Source organism: Candidatus Kurthia intestinigallinarum, assembly GCF_003991225.1.
Lineage (GTDB): Bacteria > Bacillota > Bacilli > Bacillales_A > Planococcaceae > Kurthia > Kurthia populi.
Genome location: NZ_JTFC01000031.1, coordinates 590,252 through 607,533, shown reverse-complemented (window position 1 = coordinate 607,533; position 17,282 = coordinate 590,252). Strand labels below are relative to the sequence as shown.

Annotated in this window: 14 protein-coding genes; 12 read left to right on the top strand and 2 right to left on the bottom strand. The window is 42.7% G+C overall.

What is annotated here, in order from left to right; genetic code table 11:
- Positions 1–114 precede the first annotated feature (114 nt).
- The 9 genes from ftsE to QI30_RS11545 all read left to right on the top strand — a co-directional run bounded on the left by ftsE (position 115) and on the right by QI30_RS11545 (position 13,195).
- Positions 115–798, top strand: a complete 684-nt coding sequence (gene ftsE / locus QI30_RS11585) for a cell division ATP-binding protein FtsE (protein WP_126990869.1) — start codon at positions 115–117, stop codon at positions 796–798.
- Positions 788–1,675: a permease-like cell division protein FtsX gene (gene ftsX, locus QI30_RS11580; RefSeq protein ID WP_126990868.1), complete on the top strand. Its 888-nt coding sequence runs from the start codon at positions 788–790 to the stop codon at positions 1,673–1,675. The genes ftsE and ftsX overlap by 11 nt, the downstream gene beginning before the upstream one ends.
- A gap of 72 nt (positions 1,676–1,747) precedes the next feature.
- Positions 1,748–2,266: a redoxin domain-containing protein gene (locus tag QI30_RS11575; RefSeq protein WP_020189224.1), complete on the top strand. Its 519-nt coding sequence runs from the start codon at positions 1,748–1,750 to the stop codon at positions 2,264–2,266.
- 121 nt (positions 2,267–2,387) lie between these two features.
- Entirely contained in the window at positions 2,388–3,506 is a 1,119-nt protein-coding gene (locus tag QI30_RS11570; RefSeq protein ID WP_020189225.1) for a PDZ domain-containing protein, read from the top strand.
- Positions 3,507–3,669: 163 nt separating this feature from the next.
- Positions 3,670–4,293, top strand: coding sequence for a TVP38/TMEM64 family protein (locus tag QI30_RS11565; RefSeq protein ID WP_126990867.1), 624 nt, complete (start codon positions 3,670–3,672; stop codon positions 4,291–4,293).
- A 106-nt stretch (positions 4,294–4,399) separates the two neighbouring features.
- Positions 4,400–7,918, top strand: a complete 3,519-nt coding sequence (gene addB, locus QI30_RS11560) for a helicase-exonuclease AddAB subunit AddB (RefSeq protein ID WP_126990866.1) — start codon at positions 4,400–4,402, stop codon at positions 7,916–7,918.
- Complete coding sequence (gene addA, locus QI30_RS11555) at positions 7,899–11,582, top strand: helicase-exonuclease AddAB subunit AddA (protein ID WP_126990865.1); 3,684 nt, start codon at positions 7,899–7,901, stop codon at positions 11,580–11,582. The genes addB and addA overlap by 20 nt, the downstream gene beginning before the upstream one ends.
- 210 nt (positions 11,583–11,792) lie before the next feature.
- Positions 11,793–12,692, top strand: a complete 900-nt coding sequence (locus QI30_RS11550; protein ID WP_020189229.1) for a fumarylacetoacetate hydrolase family protein — start codon at positions 11,793–11,795, stop codon at positions 12,690–12,692.
- Positions 12,693–12,814: 122 nt separating this feature from the next.
- The gene (locus QI30_RS11545) at positions 12,815–13,195 is read left to right on the top strand and encodes a YisL family protein (protein WP_233600573.1); all 381 of its coding nucleotides are present in this window, start codon (positions 12,815–12,817) and stop codon (positions 13,193–13,195) included.
- Between the two features lie 43 nt (positions 13,196–13,238).
- Here the strand turns inward: QI30_RS11545 and QI30_RS11540 are convergent, their stop codons facing one another.
- Positions 13,239–14,096 carry a DegV family protein gene (locus tag QI30_RS11540; RefSeq protein ID WP_126990864.1) on the bottom strand — a complete coding sequence of 286 codons (858 nt, stop codon included), beginning with the start codon at positions 14,094–14,096 and terminating at the stop codon, positions 13,239–13,241.
- A 12-nt stretch (positions 14,097–14,108) separates the two neighbouring features.
- A complete protein-coding gene (locus QI30_RS11535) occupies positions 14,109–14,921 on the bottom strand; it encodes a Cof-type HAD-IIB family hydrolase (RefSeq protein WP_126990863.1) in 813 nt (270 codons plus the stop codon).
- Positions 14,922–15,054: 133 nt separating this feature from the next.
- On the opposite strand from QI30_RS11535, the gene QI30_RS11530 reads away from it, so the two are divergent.
- From QI30_RS11530 to QI30_RS11520, 3 genes are all read left to right on the top strand, one after another.
- Positions 15,055–15,819 (top strand): prolyl oligopeptidase family serine peptidase, encoded by a 765-nt coding sequence (locus QI30_RS11530; protein WP_020189233.1) that lies wholly within the window; start codon positions 15,055–15,057, stop codon positions 15,817–15,819.
- Positions 15,820–15,864: 45 nt separating this feature from the next.
- Positions 15,865–16,179 (top strand): metal-sulfur cluster assembly factor, encoded by a 315-nt coding sequence (locus QI30_RS11525; protein WP_126990862.1) that lies wholly within the window; start codon positions 15,865–15,867, stop codon positions 16,177–16,179.
- Positions 16,180–16,261: 82 nt separating this feature from the next.
- Positions 16,262–17,266, top strand: coding sequence for an NAD(P)H-dependent flavin oxidoreductase (locus tag QI30_RS11520; protein ID WP_126990861.1), 1,005 nt, complete (start codon positions 16,262–16,264; stop codon positions 17,264–17,266).
- Positions 17,267–17,282: the final 16 nt, after the last annotated feature.

The window sequence follows — 17,282 nt, the reverse complement described above, 5'->3', positions numbered from 1 at the left end:
CGGAGGTTTAGCGAATGCGCTAGCCTCCTTTTTTTATGCCATTTTACAGGATGCGAACGTCTTAATATGTGGTATTATAACTAGCAGAGAATAGTATAAAGGTGAGGCGACACAATGATTGAAATGAAGCAGGTTTTCAAAAAATATCCTGGTGGCAGTAAGGCGCTACAGGGCTTAAATGTGTCGATTGCACAAGGCGAATTTGTTTATGTGGTCGGTCCAAGTGGCGCAGGGAAATCGACATTTATAAAAATGTTATATGCAGAGGAGCGCGCATCGGCCGGGAAGGTGCTCGTTAATCAAGTAGACGTGACAAAGTTATCTGCACGTAAGGTACCCTTTTTACGTCGACAGCTTGGCGTAGTTTTTCAAGATTATAAGCTATTGCCGAAAAAAAGCGTCTATGAAAATGTGGCTTATGCGCTTGAAGTTATTGAAAAGGATCAAAAGTTTATTAAGCAACGTGTCACGGAGGTGCTAAAGCTCGTTGGTCTTGCGACGAAGGCAAAGCGTTTTCCACATGAATTGTCGGGTGGCGAGCAGCAGCGTGTCGCGATTGCGAGGGCCATCGTCAATCAACCGAAAATTGTTATAGCGGATGAGCCAACGGGAAATTTGGACCCGACGACAACGTGGGAGGTCATGAAGGTGCTTGAAGCGATTAATGCGCAGGGCACGACGGTTATTATGGCGACGCATAATCGAGAAGTGGTCGACGGCATGCGTCATCGTGTCGTTCGCATTGAAAAAGGGCGCATCGTCAGTGACCGAGCTGGAGGTGACTATGATGGCTATTAAAACATGGATTCGTCATCTACGAGATAGCTTTATATCCATTTGGCGTAATCGCTGGATGTCGCTTGCTTCTGTTGGGGCTGTAACGGTGACGCTGCTCCTTGTTGGTGTCTTTGTAGCGCTGATTTTAAACGTTAATAAAATCGCTTCTGATTTTGAAAAGGATGTTGAAGTGAAAGTGCTCATTGATACGACAATGAAGGAAACGAAGGCACTCGCGCTCGCGCAAAAGGTTAAGAAGCTACCAGATGTTGCGGAGGTGCGCTATTCATCCAAGGAGGATGAATTACAAAAAGTAATCGATGATTTTGGTGAAGATTTAAGCTTAGTGGACCAAGAAAATCCATTACATAATGTGCTCTATGTCAAAGCGACAGAGCCGCAAAAGACAGCGGATGTGGCCCGTCAAATTGATGCGCTAAAAGGGACATCTGAAGTCTTATACGGAAAAGGGAAGATAGATAAGTTCTTTCAAATGGTCGATACAACACGAACGATTGGGCTCGTATTTATCGTTGCATTAGTATTGATGGCGGTATTTTTAATTTCAAATACCATTAAGCTAACAATTGCTGCACGTCAGCACGAAATTGAAATTATGAAGCTTGTCGGCGCAACAAATAATTATGTGCGTGTGCCGTTTATGCTAGAGGGAATGTGGCTGGGCTTATTCGGTGCGGTGCTGCCGATTATCGCTGTAGCTGCCGGCTATATGAGTCTTTATGAGCGACTGTCACCTATCGTGCAAAATGAAGTATTTAGCTTCCTTGAACCAACGAATTTCCTGCTGCGTCTAAGTGTCATTTTATTAGCGATGGGCGTCGTTATTGGGATATTTGGAAGTGCAATGTCTATCCGAAAATATTTAGCTGTGAAATAAGCGAAAAGAGGGAATGTCTAGTATAGGGCATTCCCTTTTTGCATGTTAAGATAATGGAAAGGATGTGGGAACATGAAAAAATGGCTAGGGGTGGCACTTGTTGCGCTATTAATTGGCGTGACGATCTATACTACTTGGATGAAAGAACCTTCTGTAGCAGAGGGCATTAAAATCGGCGATAAGGCGCCAGATTTTAAACTGCGTACGCTAGAAGGGGATGTGGTGAACTTAAGTGATTACGAAGGGAAACGCGTGCTCGTGAATTTTTGGGCGACGTGGTGTCCACCATGTATCAAGGAAACGCCGGATATGGTCGCTTACTATAAGGCACATCAAAAAGAAGGTATCGAGATTTTATCGGTTAATTTAACGTCAACAGAGACTGGGAGCGCACCAGTGGAAGCATTTGTTGAAAAATATGAGATGCCATTTAAGACGGTGCTAGATGCGATGGATGAAGTAAGTAAAGTGTACCAAATCGCAGCGGTTCCAACGTCATATTTCATTGATGCGGACGGAATCATTCATAAAAAAGTTGAAGGTGGCGTAAGTTCAGCGCAATTACAACAGATATTTAACGAAATGCGCTAAGTTCGTTCGCCTAAAGAGGTTCACTTTGTTACAATAGAAACAGTTAATAATTTACATTAAGGCGAGGTGAATCACACTGGATATCGTTGTGGAGATAGCAAAAGGTATCGGCAGACTCTTCATGAATCCGCTACTGTATGTGGCGATTTTATTTTGTATCCTTATTGGGTATCGTCGTGTGATTAATGAACGAAAATCGTTTAATCGACGTATTCACTGGGGCATGTATGAGGCTGTTTATTTATTAAAAGAAGGATGGGCAATGGCGCTCATTTTCTCACTCATTAGTATCATCGTAGGCATCGTTTTACCGGTTGAATACATAGTGCTTGTAACGCTTGTGATGCTAGTCGGTGTTATTTCATTTTATTATCATTTAGCATCTGCGGCATACGGCTTTGCGGTCGCATTTATCGCGATTTGGCTAACGTATATGTACGATTGGTCATGGTCGATTTTGGGCTGGCAATTTGATGCGACAGTGATGCATAAAAATTTATTGATTTCAGTGCCACTGATTATCGCACTTGTATTGCTGATTGAAGGGCAGCTTGTACGAAAATATGCAGCGAATAATGCGTCGCCTCGTCTACAAACGACAGCACGTGGCTTGCGTGCAGTGACGTATTTATCGAAGCGTATTTGGATTTTACCTGTCGTATTCTTTATTCCGGGTGGCGCGATTCCAGATTGGGCCCCGTTTTGGCCACAACTGTCATTAGGTGGCGAAACGTATGGACTTGTGTTATTCCCAGTCGTTATTGGCTTCCAGCAACGTGCCCGTAAAATGCTTGCGAAGGCTTTTTATCCGCAAGTCGGTGCGACGATTCAGTTGCTTGGTGTACTCGTATTGATTGAAGCGATTTTGGCAATTTTCTTCCCGATTATGGGCATTGCGGCAGTTGCGGTCGCATTTGTTGGTCGCGCGTTAATTTCGATTATTTATTCTGTACGTGAGCGTAAAGGACAATTTGCGGTGACGCCTCAAGATGCAGGCGTTGTAGTTGCAGCTGTCTTACCAGAGTCACCAGCTGAAGCGATGGGCATCGAGGTCGGTGAAATTATTCGCCGCGTCAATGGCATACCTGTAAAAACAGAGACGGAGCTTTATGAGGCATTGCAAATCAATGCGGCACATTGTCGTATTGAAGTGCTAGATGCGCAAAATGAAATTCGTATTCGTCAGCATGTTATTTTCCGCCATGATCATTTCCGAATTGGCTTAATTGTGCTGAAATAATATCGGTGGAGAGGCTATTCCAACGCCTTTCTTTTTTTATGGAATCACCTCTATTTTTTGAAAATAAAGAAGGGTTCCCGCTATAATAAAATAAATAATGTAGAAACTTTTAACGATGTAAAACGCTCTATGATTAGAGGTTATGTACGAAGGGGGCAAGGCTATGCCAGCGTGGTTGACTGTAGAAAATTTTCAAGCCGTTGCCCAGCAACATCAATTTATCGGGATGCTGCTGGCATTCTTATTGCCATTTTTTGAAGCATTTTTACCGGTACTACCACTTGCGGCATTTGTCGTTGCAAATGCGTCTGCATATGGTATGTGGATGGGCTTTTTATTATCTTGGACAGGTTCTGTAGCCGGAGCGTACTGCGTTTTCTTACTTGTAAGACGATTTGGTCACGCCAAGGTTTTTCGTTTTATTACAGAGCGTAAAGCCGTTACAAAACTTATTAAATGGGTGGAATATCATGGCTTTACACCGCTTTTTGTGTTGCTATGCTTTCCGTTTACACCAACGTCTATTGTCAATGTTGTGGCCGGCTTATCAAAATTAAAAAAGAAGCATTATTTCGTTACGATTTTGTTAGCAAAAATCATCCAGCTCCTTGTTATTAGCTGGATTGGTTCGGATTTACGTGCGTTAATTACGCAGCCCGAACGCTCGATTATTGTCGTGCTCGTCATTTTGATTATGTGGGGCGGCGGTAAATATGCTGAAAAGCGAATGAATGCGAAGATGATACAGGACTTGAATAATAAACAGAAAAAACCTTCTGATGACTAGAAGGTTTTTTTATTTTGAGAAATAAGCGAATATACGTTCTTATTTTGTGCGAATACAGGCAAGTCCATGTATAATAAAGGTAATTACGTTTTAGAGGGGGAGTACGATGGCTTTACGTGTCATTTCAGGGCGAGCAGGCGTTGGCAAAACACATTTCATGGAACGCGAAATCATGGATGCAGTCAATAAAGAACCACTTGGGGCGCCGATATTTATGGTTGTTCCAGACCAAATGTCATTTTCAAGTGAACGCAATTTAACGTGGATGGCTGGGGAGTCACGCGGAACAATTCGCGTGCAGGTCACATCATTTAAGCGATTAGCATGGCGCATTTTACAGGAGGCAGGTGGGATTAGCCGTCAGGAGCTCAATGGCTTTGGTTACCGCATGCTACTAAAAAGTATCCTAGAAGAAAATAAAGATAAGCTACGTCTTTTCGGGAAAGCTGCGGATAAACGTGGCTTTACAGAAGAAATGGAGCAATTATTAAAGGAATTAAGCCGCTATAGCGTCAATGGCGACAAGATGGCATTGATTCAACGTGAGTTCGACCAATTAGACGCACCGCGCACGTTGCAAGATAAGGTGCATGATATTCAATTAATTCAGGCAGCAGTTGAGGAGCGACTGGGGACGACCTATGTCGATAGCGAGGGTTATTTACCACTACTTCAACAAAAATTAGTCCATTCGACGATGATTCGCGAGGCATCAATTTATATTGATGGCTTTATGTCGTTTACCACGCAGGAGTTTGAGCTTGTGCAAGAGCTTCTTGCGACCGCAAAAAATGTCACGATAGCACTACCATTTGAGCAGGAGTTTGATGCAGATGATGAGCAGGCGTTATTTTATGAGCCGGCAAATACAGCACGTCGCTTAAAAGATGTCGCGTTTTCAAACGGTATTGAAGTGAAACCAGATGTCCATTTAACGCAGACGATGCGCTATAGTAATGATACGCTTCAAACGATTGAATCGCAGTTTGAGCACTATCATCCGAAGCAGGCGAAAACGACGGCGCATCTCGATATTGCGGCAGCCGTTAATCCTCATGCGGAAATCCATGAGGTCGCGCGAAAAATTCGGACGCTGTCACATGAGGGCATTGCCTACAATGAAATGGCGATTATTTACCGTCAGGCAGAGCAGTATGATCCACTGCTATCCACCATTTTTCCGCAATATGACATTCCGTTTTTCATTAGCCAAAAGAAACCAATGCTGCATCACCCGCTCATTGAATTTAGTCGCTCGATTTTAGAGAGCATTCAAACGGATTGGAAGTATGAGCCGATTTTCCGTGCGATTAAGACGGATTTATTTTTCCCATTACATGCAGATAAGAAAATTTGGCGCGAGCGTGCAGATCGGTTAGAAAACTTTGTGATGGCACAAGGGATTTATGGAGAGCGCTGGTTTGATGATATTCGCTGGGTGTATAAAAAATACCGTGGCTTAGAATTTTTCACAACAAAGCAAACCGATGAAGAGCGTGCATTCCAGCAAGAAATTGAAGCGGTACGTGTACTTGTACGTGAACCGCTGCAACAGCTACAGCAGCAATTAGAGCAAGCACATACGGGTCGGGCCTATGCAGAAATTTTATACACGTTCATTGATGAATTAGCAATTTTTGCGAAGCTACAAGAGCTAAAAGATTATGAAAATGCGCATGGCAAGCTCCTTGCGGCGACCGAGCATGAGCAGGCATGGAATGAATGGGTGAATGTGCTCGACCAATTCGTCGAAATGTTTGGCGATGTGGAATTAACGCTTGATGAATTCATTGAAATTTTAGATGAGGGGCTGGATTCACTCGAGTTTTCACGCATTCCACCGTCAATTGATGAGGTGACAGTCGTAACGGCAGATTTAGCGCGTTTAATGAATATGAAAGCAGTATTTGTCATTGGCATGAATGAAGGAGTTTACCCGCAGCGTATCGACCGTGAAGGCCTGCTAGCAGATACAGAGCGCGAGTGGTTTGAGCGCACGGGGAATGAGATTGCACCAACCTCTCGTGAGCGTTTACTTGAGGAAAATTTTATCGCCTACCGTGCATTTACCGTAGCATCACATGAACTATTTATTAGCTATACGATGGCAGATAGTGAAGGGAAAAGTGTCTTGCCGTCGACCTATTTGAAGAAAATTCATGATCTCGTACCGGGCTTAGAGGAGCGCTATATTTATATGAGCCCCGAGGAATCGCTTGATACCGAGGATGACTGGCATTATATCGCACACCCACGTACGGCACTCGCGTATTTAATGATTCAGCTTCGTAAGCAGTACTATGACCAAGATGCGCTGACACCGGCATGGGCTGCGCTGAAGGAATATTATCAGAATGATCCCTACTGGGAAGATGTACTGAAGCGTTTGATGCGGCCACTTATTACGCATAATCGCGCTGAAAATCTAACACCAGAATATACACGTGAATTATATGGAAAAGACATTATTTCGAGTGTATCGCGTATTGAAAAATATTATAGCTGTCCATTCTCCCATTTCACGACCTATGGACTGCATTTAGAGGAACGTAAAGAATACCGCCTCGAAACGCCAACTATCGGTGATTTATTCCATGCGGCGCTTAAATACATTTCAGAAAAAACAGAGGCACTCGGTCTGACATGGGGACAGTTGTCTGTTGAGGAATGCCGTAAACTTTCGCAAGAAGCGGTGGCGGAAATCGTACCGATGCTGTATCACAAAATTTTACTTAGCACGGCGCGCTATCGTTATATTATGCGTAAACTGACACAAATCGTTGAGCGTACGATGCTGTCGCTAGCGAATCATGCTAAAACGACGGGCTTTAAGCCAATTGCTATTGAAGCTGCCTTTGGTCCAGGACAGGGCGATATGCTCCCACCGCTTGTTATTCAGCTTGATAATGAGCATAAGCTACAAATGCGTGGACGAATCGACCGTATTGATGCGACAGAAGTGAATAATAAGCCGTATATTCGTGTGATTGACTATAAATCTTCTGCGCAAAAATTAGACTTAAATGATGTCTATCATGGGCTATCGCTACAAATGCTGACGTATTTAGATGTTGCGATGACAAATTCAAGTGAATGGCTACCACTTCATGCGGAGGCAGGCGGTGTATTATATATTCACGTCCACAATCCCATGTTAAAAGCGGATGCCGTACTGAGTAATGACGCGCAGGAGCAGGAAGTATTGAAGGACTTCAAAATGAAGGGCCTACTGCTTGATAATCGAGATGTGCTCGTTGAAATGGATGAAAACTTAGCGGACAATGGTGGGCGTTCTCATATTATCCCGGCTTACTTAAAAAAGGATGGCTCGACATCCGCAAGCTGGAGCTCAGTCATTAATGAAAAGGATATGGGTGACCTTCAAAAATTCGTCCGTCAAAAGCATAAAATAGCGGGACAAGGCATTTTAAAAGGTGATACGTCGATTAGTCCGTATCGTATGAAACAAAAAACAGCATGTGAATATTGTTCCTATAAATCGGTTTGTCAGTTTGATGTCAATGACGCGCATCAACAATACCGCGCATTGCCAATCGACAAGCCAGAAGTTGTAATTGAGAAAATTCGTAAGGAGGCGGTGGCAGATGACAACATTACCGATTAAACCGCAGGACGTCACATGGACGGATGACCAGTGGAAGGCAATTTGGGCGAAGGGGCAGGATACACTCGTCTCTGCAGCAGCCGGCTCAGGTAAAACGGCGGTTTTGATTGAGCGTCTTATACAAAAGGTCATTGATGAAGTCAATCCAATTAATGTCGACGAATTATTAGTTGTGACGTTTACAAATGCCTCTGCCGCTGAAATGCGTCAACGAATGGCAACAGCACTCGAAAAGGCCGTAAAGGCGAATCCAGAATCACAGCACTTACGCCGCCAATTAACGCTTGTGAATAAGGCACAAATCTCAACACTGCATTCATTCTGTTTAGCGATTGTGAAGCAGTATGCATATTTACTAAATATCGACCCCGGCTTCCGTATTGCCAATGAAAATGAAGCGGCACTTTTAAAAGATGACACGATGGCAGAAGTATTAGAGGCGGCATATGATGTCGCAGATCCAAGTGAGATGTATCGCCTAGTGGATGCCTTTACATCAGACCGTAATGACCAGGACATTGAAGTGTTAATTGAAAAATTGTATGATATGGCTCGCGTAAATCCAGAGCCTTTCCGCTGGTTGGATGACTTACCAGAGCGCTACAATATGGACGGTGTGACGTCACTTGATGAGCTTGATTTTGTTCAATCAATTCGTCAAACAATGGTGCATAGTGTCGACGAGGCCATTGCGCTTATTTTAGAAGTACGTGCGTTAGCGAATACACCCGATGGCCCAGATGCTTACGGTGAAACCGCGCAGGCAGATTTAATTTTGTTACACGAAGCTCGAGCATTCCTAAACGAACGCTCATGGGAGGAGGCCTATGCCTTTTTCACAGTGTTTAAATGGGGCAAACTGAAGGCCCAGAAAAAAGGGACTTGCGACGAATTACTACTAGACCGTGCGAAGGCCAAGCGTAATGATGCGAAAAAGGTACTGACTGATGCGACCGAGCAATTTTTCAGCCGCAGTCCAGAGCGCTTATTAGAGGAAATGCAGCATATGTATCCTTTAATGCAAACGCTTGTTGAATTAACGAAACAATTTACTGTGGCGTATAGTGCCGCAAAAAATAAAAAAGGCATCGTTGATTTCTCCGATTTAGAGCATTTTGCGCTGGCAATTTTAACACAGGAAGTTGATGGCAAGATTGTGGCATCGGACGTCGCCAAAGCGTATGAAGCACGCTTTAAAGAAGTACTTGTCGATGAATACCAGGATACAAACCGCCTACAGGAGACCATTTTACAATTAGTAAAAGCAGGTGCTGAGGCAGATGGGAATCTATTTATGGTCGGCGATGTGAAGCAGTCGATCTATCGCTTCCGATTAGCAGAGCCGGGACTATTTTTAGATAAGTATGCGCGCTTTACCGAGCAGGCAGAAAATACGGGTATGAAAATTGATTTAAATGCGAACTTCCGTAGTCGTCACGAAGTATTAGATGGCACGAACTATATTTTTAAACAAATTATGAGTGAGGAAGTCGGCGAAATCGATTATGACGATGCGGCTGCATTGAAACCACAAGCACCGTACGCAGAACTTGATATGCCGATTACACTCGCAGTACTGCATACACCCGAGCTTGAGGAAGAGGCAGAAACGCCAGAGCTTCAGGCAGAAGAGGAAATGAAGAAATCACAACTTGAGGCGCGGTATATTATTGGGCAAATTAAACAGCTCATTGATACGGGTGCACAGGTGTATGATGCGTACGAAAAAGATGCGGCGGGTAATCCGATGAAGCGTGATATGGAGTACCGTGACATTGTTATTTTAATGCGTTCTATGACATGGTCAAATGACTTTGTGGAAGAATTTAAATTGGCCGGTATCCCGTTGTATGCGGAGCTATCAGCAGGTTATTTTGAAGAGCTTGAAGTGATGATTATGATGAATACATTACGTATTATCGATAATCCATATCAGGATATTCCACTCGCATCTGTATTGCGTGCGCCATTTGTGGGCATGACGGAAAATGAGTTGGCGGCGATTCGTTTAGCCGAACCGAAAGCATCGTTTTATGATGCACTGAAATCATTTGTACTAAAAGAGCGTAGCGGTCTTCATGCAGGAACAGCTGAGAAATTACAGCGCTTTTTACTACAGTTTGATGATTGGCGAGATTTAGCCCGCCGTGGTTCACTTGCAGAATTAATCTGGCAAGTGTATATGGATACGAATTATTATGAAATGGCGGGGGCCATGTCGAATGGTAAGCAGCGTCAAGCGAATTTACGTGCGCTTTATGACCGGGCGATTGCATATGAAAAAACAGCATTCCGTGGGCTATTCCGGTTCCTACGTTTTGTTGACCGTATTCGTTTACGCGGTGAAGATTTAGGAACTGCAAAAGCAATTAGCCAATCAGAAAACGTGGTACGCTTGATGACGATTCATGGCTCAAAGGGGCTCGAATTCCCCTATGTTTTTGTGGCAGGAATGGGGCGCCCATTTAATAAAATGGATTTCAATTTACCGTATTTATTTGACCAAAACTTTGGCCTAGCGGTGAAGATGATTGATCCAGAAAAAAGATTGCAATATACCTCACTGCCATTTTTAGCAGTGAAGGAGAAAAAGTTACTTGAAATGAAAGCGGAGGAAATGCGTGTCCTTTATGTAGCCATGACACGTGCAAAAGAAAAGCTATTTTTAGTCGGTACAGTGAAAAACTGGGAAAACACCGCGATTACGTGGCATGAGATGCAACAGCTTTCTCTCGATGAGCCACTACCGCCGTATATACGCCGAACCGCCTCAAATTATTTTGACTGGGTTGGTCCAGCTATTGCGCGTCATGCAGATTACCAACAGACGCTTGATATGGTATTGTCTGCACGACCTGATGAGCCGTCGCGCTTTGATGTTCAAATCGTTGATGCGACGACATTCCAGGCGGCAACAGTCGAAGATGAAGTCGTAGAAGTAGCGGATACACCAGTGGATAAAGCGTTACTAGCACGCATTGAACAACGCTTTGATACCCCGTATCCGCATAAAAATCGCTTGCATAAACGCTCAAAGGCCTCTGTTAGTGAATTGAAGCGTCTGCAAACGCTTGAGCAGCAGGAACTACCAGAAATTTTTGCGACGACTAAGCCATCCGCACAGCGCGTTGCAACACGTCCGCGTTTTATGCAGGAGAAGAAGATGACAGCAGCAGAAGCGGGGACAGCGATGCATACCGTTATGCAGCATGCACCACAGCAAGGCTTTGCGACGATTCCACAAGTAGCTGCATTCGTTGAACAGCTTGTAGAAAATGAACTGTTAACAGAAGCAGAAGCAAAAACAATTTATTATAAAAATATTTTAGCCTTTTTCGACTCTTCCATTGGTACGCGTTTCAAAGAGGCAAAAGCAATTCATCGTGAGTTACCATTTACGTATCGCAGAGCCGATGCAGATGGTGATGAGCAAATCGTCCAAGGGATTATTGACTGCTTACTTGAAATGCCGACAGGGGAGTGGATTCTGCTTGATTACAAGACCGACCGTTTAAAAAATCATGCGAATCCAGAGCAAGCACTTCGTGAACGATATGAGGTTCAGCTGGCACTTTACACAGAGGCAATCGAATGTATTTTAGGAATAAAAATTGCAGAAAAAGTAATTTATGCGTTTGATAGTAGCGAAACAGTGGTACTGTAGAATATTATTGTAAAAACATGATGAAGTCGCAATGATTCGTTAGAAAATGCGTTGTCACCATGTTATTCTTTTCATCTTCATGTCCATTTTTAGAGAAATTTCAACAAATTGTGTGGAAATTCATAACTTACCGAAAATTCGCACGAAAATGGAGGAAATTATTTAGAAAATGATGTATGATGGAAAAAAGAAGAAGGAGTGCTACTATTCATGAAAATTTTATCATTTCGCTATAACGATGTTGTTAGCTTCGGACCTAAAGTAAAAAAAGAGGAAGCCGTTTGGGACGTGCTAGCAATCCAAGAACAACTACAAGTATTACCATCATTCGCTAAAACAATCGTTGAAGGGATGACATTTGGCTTTGAATTCGTTGAAGCTGCACGTAAGTTAGTGGAAGCTGCGGAGAAATCAGAAAATCCAGCAGATTTCAAACGTGCATTTACAGAAATTGAATGGTTAGCACCGATTCCACGTACGACGAAAAATATTATCTGCGTCGGTAAAAACTACAGTGAGCATGCGAAAGAAATGGGCGGCGAAGCACCTCAAGATATCGTCGTATTCACTAAAGCGCCAACTGCCATTGCAGCAGATGAAGAAACATTATCTGTGCATGCAGATGTAACGGATTCACTTGATTACGAAGGTGAATTAGCCGTAGTTATCGGTAAAAAAGGGAAAAATATTCCGAAAGGTTTAGCGTTCGACTATGTATTTGGTTATACAATTGCCAACGACATTACAGCACGTAACCTACAAGATAAACATAAACAATATTTCTTAGGGAAATCATTAGATGGTTCTTGCCCAATGGGTCCATACCTTGTAACGAAAGATGAAATTCCTGATCCACAAAAATTAACGGTCGTAACAAAAGTAAATGACGAAGTACGTCAAAATGGCACAACTGCCCAAATGATGCACACAGTTGAAGACTTGATCGTTGAAATCTCAAGCCTTGTCACATTAGAGCCAGGAGATGTTATTTTAACAGGTACGCCAGCCGGTGTTGGTAAAGGGATGACACCACCACAATTTTTAAAAGCAGGCGATACAGTGAAAGTATCAATCGAAGGTATCGGTACTTTAGTGAATCGTTTCGAATAATTGTCGAATTCGGCACAAAACCCCCTGAACTTTGGTCCAGGGGGTTTTTATCAGTTGTATAGTTAAAACGGCTTTGATACGATAAAAGTGCACAAATTTAAATTTTTGAGGGGGACATCATTATGATGGACGCATTATCTAGTACGACGCATTTGCACATCGCGGCTTGGGCAGTCGGCATCATTTTATTTTTCGTTGCTTATTTCTCAAAACCAGATGCAAAAGGTCGTAAAGTAACACATATGATTTTACGCTTGTTCTACATTTTCATTATTGTTTCAGGCCTATTATTATTCTTAAATTACCATGGCATCAACGATATGATGTATGGTATCAAGCTTGTTTTAGGTGTTGTCACAATTGGCTTAATGGAAATGGCATTAGTGAAGAGTCAAAAAGGTAAAAATGGCAAAGGCTTTATGATTGGCTTTATCGTTGTTTTTATTATCACATTCCTAGTAGGTAGCTATTTACCAGTAGGTATTAATTTATTCGGTAACTAATGAGCATAAAAAAACAGGAGTCGCAGTCGCGACCCCTGTTTTTTTATGCGTTAAATTGGCGATTTAAGAAGAAAATTGCAATAACACTTGGACCCGTATGAGACGCAATCGTTGAACCAACAATCTCGATTTGAACGGCTTTTGGATGGAAAGCATCAACAATCATACGTTTCATTTCATTTGCAGCATCCATATCATCGCCGTGTGAAATACCAATCACTTGGTCTGATAAGTTTTCACCGCGTTCAGCCATTACGTCGATAATGCGTTTAAAGACTTTTTTACGGCCACGAATTTTTTCAATCGGCACAAGTTTGCCATCTTCCATATGCATTAGTGGTTTAATGTTTAATAAGCCCCCGATAAATGCGCTAGATTTTGACACGCGACCACCTTTTGCTAGGAAATCTAAATCTTCTACTGTAAAGAGGTGCTCCATATGCTCCGCTTGGAAACGTGTGCGGTTGATTACTTCTTCATATGAGAAGTTTTCATCACGTAAACGCACGGCTTCTTCAACAACAAGTCCCATACCAAGTGATGCACACTTCGTATCGATAATTTCAAGCTGTAAATCAGGATACTCTTCGCGTACTTGCTCACGCAGCATCATTGCTGTTGAATACGTGCCTGATAAATTAGAAGAAAAGGCAATGTATAAGCCTTGTTCGCCTGATTTTGCAAGCTCTGTAAAAGCCGTTAAGAATGCTTCAGGTGATACTTGGGATGTTTTCGGGCGATTGCCGTTACGAATTTGATTGTAAATTTCGATTGGTTCGATGCCTACTACGTCGTCAAATTCTTGACCACTAATTTCAACACGTAGTGGGAATAAATGGACATCATGCTCAGTAAAATATGCCTTTGGTAAGTCACAGGCACTATCGGTAAAAATTTTCATAAAAAAAACCTCCTATAATTTCAGCTGTAATCGATCAGCTAAAAGCGCCGCAATCCCGTCCTCGTTATTGCTGGCTGTTATTTCATTCGCTATGTTTTTTAATTGAGGAATGGCATTGTCCATTGCAACACCAAGACCTACATAATCAATCATTTCTAAATCATTATCCTCGTCACCAAAAGCAATAATGCGTTCGCGTGGAATACCTAATTCACGCGATACATGCGCAACACCTTTTGCTTTATGAATACCACGATGCACGATTTCTATAACATGCCACGGGTCTCCCCAGCGACGATGGTCTATCAAATCAGCTTTTGTATCCGCTAAATGCTTACGAATCACTGCTACATCATTTTCTTTTGCTTGCAATAAAATACTAGTAGGTGAAGATTTAAGCGTTTGAGCTAAAGGCCCCTCTGTAATAACGGGATTCCCCATGCTTAAAATATCGAGTAGACGCGCATCGTGATTTTGGATATACACGTCATCTTTCACCTCGGCTAAAATATTATCAAGCTGAAACGGTGCAAGCGAATCTACGATGTCATGCACATCAGGCAAGCCAATCGGTGTGTGCATCGCATGAAAGGCTGCGGCTCTCGGATGATGAACATAGGCACCGTTGAAATTAACAATCGGTGTCATTAAATCTAATTCATTATAATATAATTTACTAGCACGATAAGGACGTCCTGTCGCAATCATGACCTGATGTCCCTCAGCACGTGCTATTTTGAGTGCATGCTTTGTATGTGCAGAAATTATTTTGTCATCAGTTAATAGCGTACCATCTAAGTCTAACACAATTAAATGAGGCTTCATTATATTTTTACCCCTTTCTTACTAAATCGTAAATACTATCGAAATAAGTTTACTTTTTCTTTTGTACTGCGTCAAAGTTTTGTCATGAAATGGCATTTTTGATAGGATAGGAATGAATAGGAGCTGAAAATACATGATAGTAGCTAATGAAAAATGGGGAAATATCCCTTTGTTACACGTTTATGATGAAGAAAAGGCGACTGCTGATACACCAATCGTACTTTTCATTCATGGTTTTCAAAGTGCGAAAGAGCATAATCTGCACTACGCATATAATTTAGTACAGCAAGGAATGCGTGTGCTGATGCCGGATGCTATTTTACACGGTGAGCGCTCACAAGGATTGAATACCATTGAAATGAGCTTACGTTTTTGGGAAACGGTGCTAACAAATATTCAAGAAGTAAAATTCCTTTATGAAGAGCTACGTCGCAAAGGCTTTACAGGTCGCTTTGGCTTAGCTGGTACATCGATGGGCGGCATTACAACACTGGGTTGCTTAAAGGTTTTCGACTTTGTTGAAACGGCCGCTGTTTACATGGGTACCGCTACATACGTGACATTAGCAAAAGGACAATTAGCACAAATTGAAGCGCAAGGCTTTGACTTACAGCTGACAGAGCAAGAACTTACGGATTTAATGAATACCCTAACATCGCTTGATTTAAGCTTAACACCTGAAAAACTAAACAATCGTCCTGTTTATTTCTGGCATGGGAAGCAAGATAAAACCGTACCATTTAATTTGGCCTACGATACGTATGTCGCAAAGTTCCAGCCTTTATATGAAAACAATCCAGAGTTGATTCGTTTTGATATTGCGAAGAATGAGGGACATAAAGTAAATCGTAGCGGGATGCTTGCCGGAGTTGCTTGGCTTGCAGAGCATTTGCGTTAATTGTATGATAGAGGTATCTACTATAGAGAGAGGAGTTACGTTCTCATGGCAATTGAAGCAGATTTAAAAGATAGCATTCTAGGTGCACTAGAAAATGTCATCGACCCTGAACTAGGTATCGACATCGTTAACCTTGGTTTAGTATATGATGTTGATATGAATGACGAAGGCACTGCGATGATTACGATGACACTGACATCAATGGGCTGCCCATTAGGTCCTGTTATCGTTGATCAAATTCGTACAGCGCTTTTCGAACTTCCTGAAGTAAAAGATGTAGACGTAAATATCGTATGGAATCCACCTTGGTCTAAGGAACATATGTCACGTTACGCAAAAATGGCATTAGGTGTACGCTAATTTATAAGAGGTCGGGCTTAGCCCACCTCTTTTTTTTATGCCGAAAAATAGGGTATGCTTAAAGCAGATAGGGGGGAATAGAATGTATGAAATTATTCAAGCACCAATGGCGGGTGGCAATGCGACACCTGCGCTCGTACATGCAGTTGCACAGGCCGGTGGATTTGGTTATTTAGCAGGCGGCTATAAAACGGTTGCTGCGCTAAAGGAGGAAATTCATTCGTTACGAGCACTTGGAACGGATTATTTTGGCGTCAATTTATTCGTGCCAGCACAGCCGAATGGACAAACAGCGCTCACGAAAAATTATTGTGAAAAACTCGCAATTGAAGCAGAGTTAATTGATACAACAATTGGGGACTATACCTATTCAGATGATGAGTGGTCAGCAAAATTTCAGCTTATGCTAGAGGAAAAAGTGCCGGTCGTAAGTTTCACGTTTAATATGCCGACACCAGCGCACGTGTTGCAATTAAAAGAAGCCGGCATTCAAACGGTTCAAACGGTTACCTCAGTAGAAGAGGCACAGCAAGCCGAAAAGCTCGGTGTAGATGAGGTATGTGTGCAAGGAATTGAAGCGGGTGGTCATCGTGCGGCTTTTGACGATAGAGACCCAGTAGAAACACCACCGCTTGTGCAGCTTGTAAAAGATGTGGTGGCGGCTATTGATATTCCGGTGATTGCAGCAGGTGGCATGATGGATGGTGCTAGTATTCGCGAAGTACTAGATGCCGGAGCACGTGCTGCGCAGCTTGGTACCGCTTTTCTATGCTGTCCGGAGAGCGGAACGAAGCCAACGCATATTAAGGCATTATTAGATGGGTATTTTACGACGACAGCATTGACGCGCGCCTATACCGGGCGCTTAGCACGCGGGTTAGAAAATGACTTTATGCTGCGCTACAATGATGCCCCGCAAGCGTATCCGGAGCTACATTATGTGACACAGCCGCTACGAAAAAAAGCGGGCGAATTAGATCGTCCAGATTTATTAGCGATGTGGGCTGGCAAGAATTTTTCAGCTATTCGTGTACTGTCTGCAACGGAACTTGTTTCCTTATTAAAAAAAGAAGCAAACCTATTATAGAAAAGTAATTTTTAAA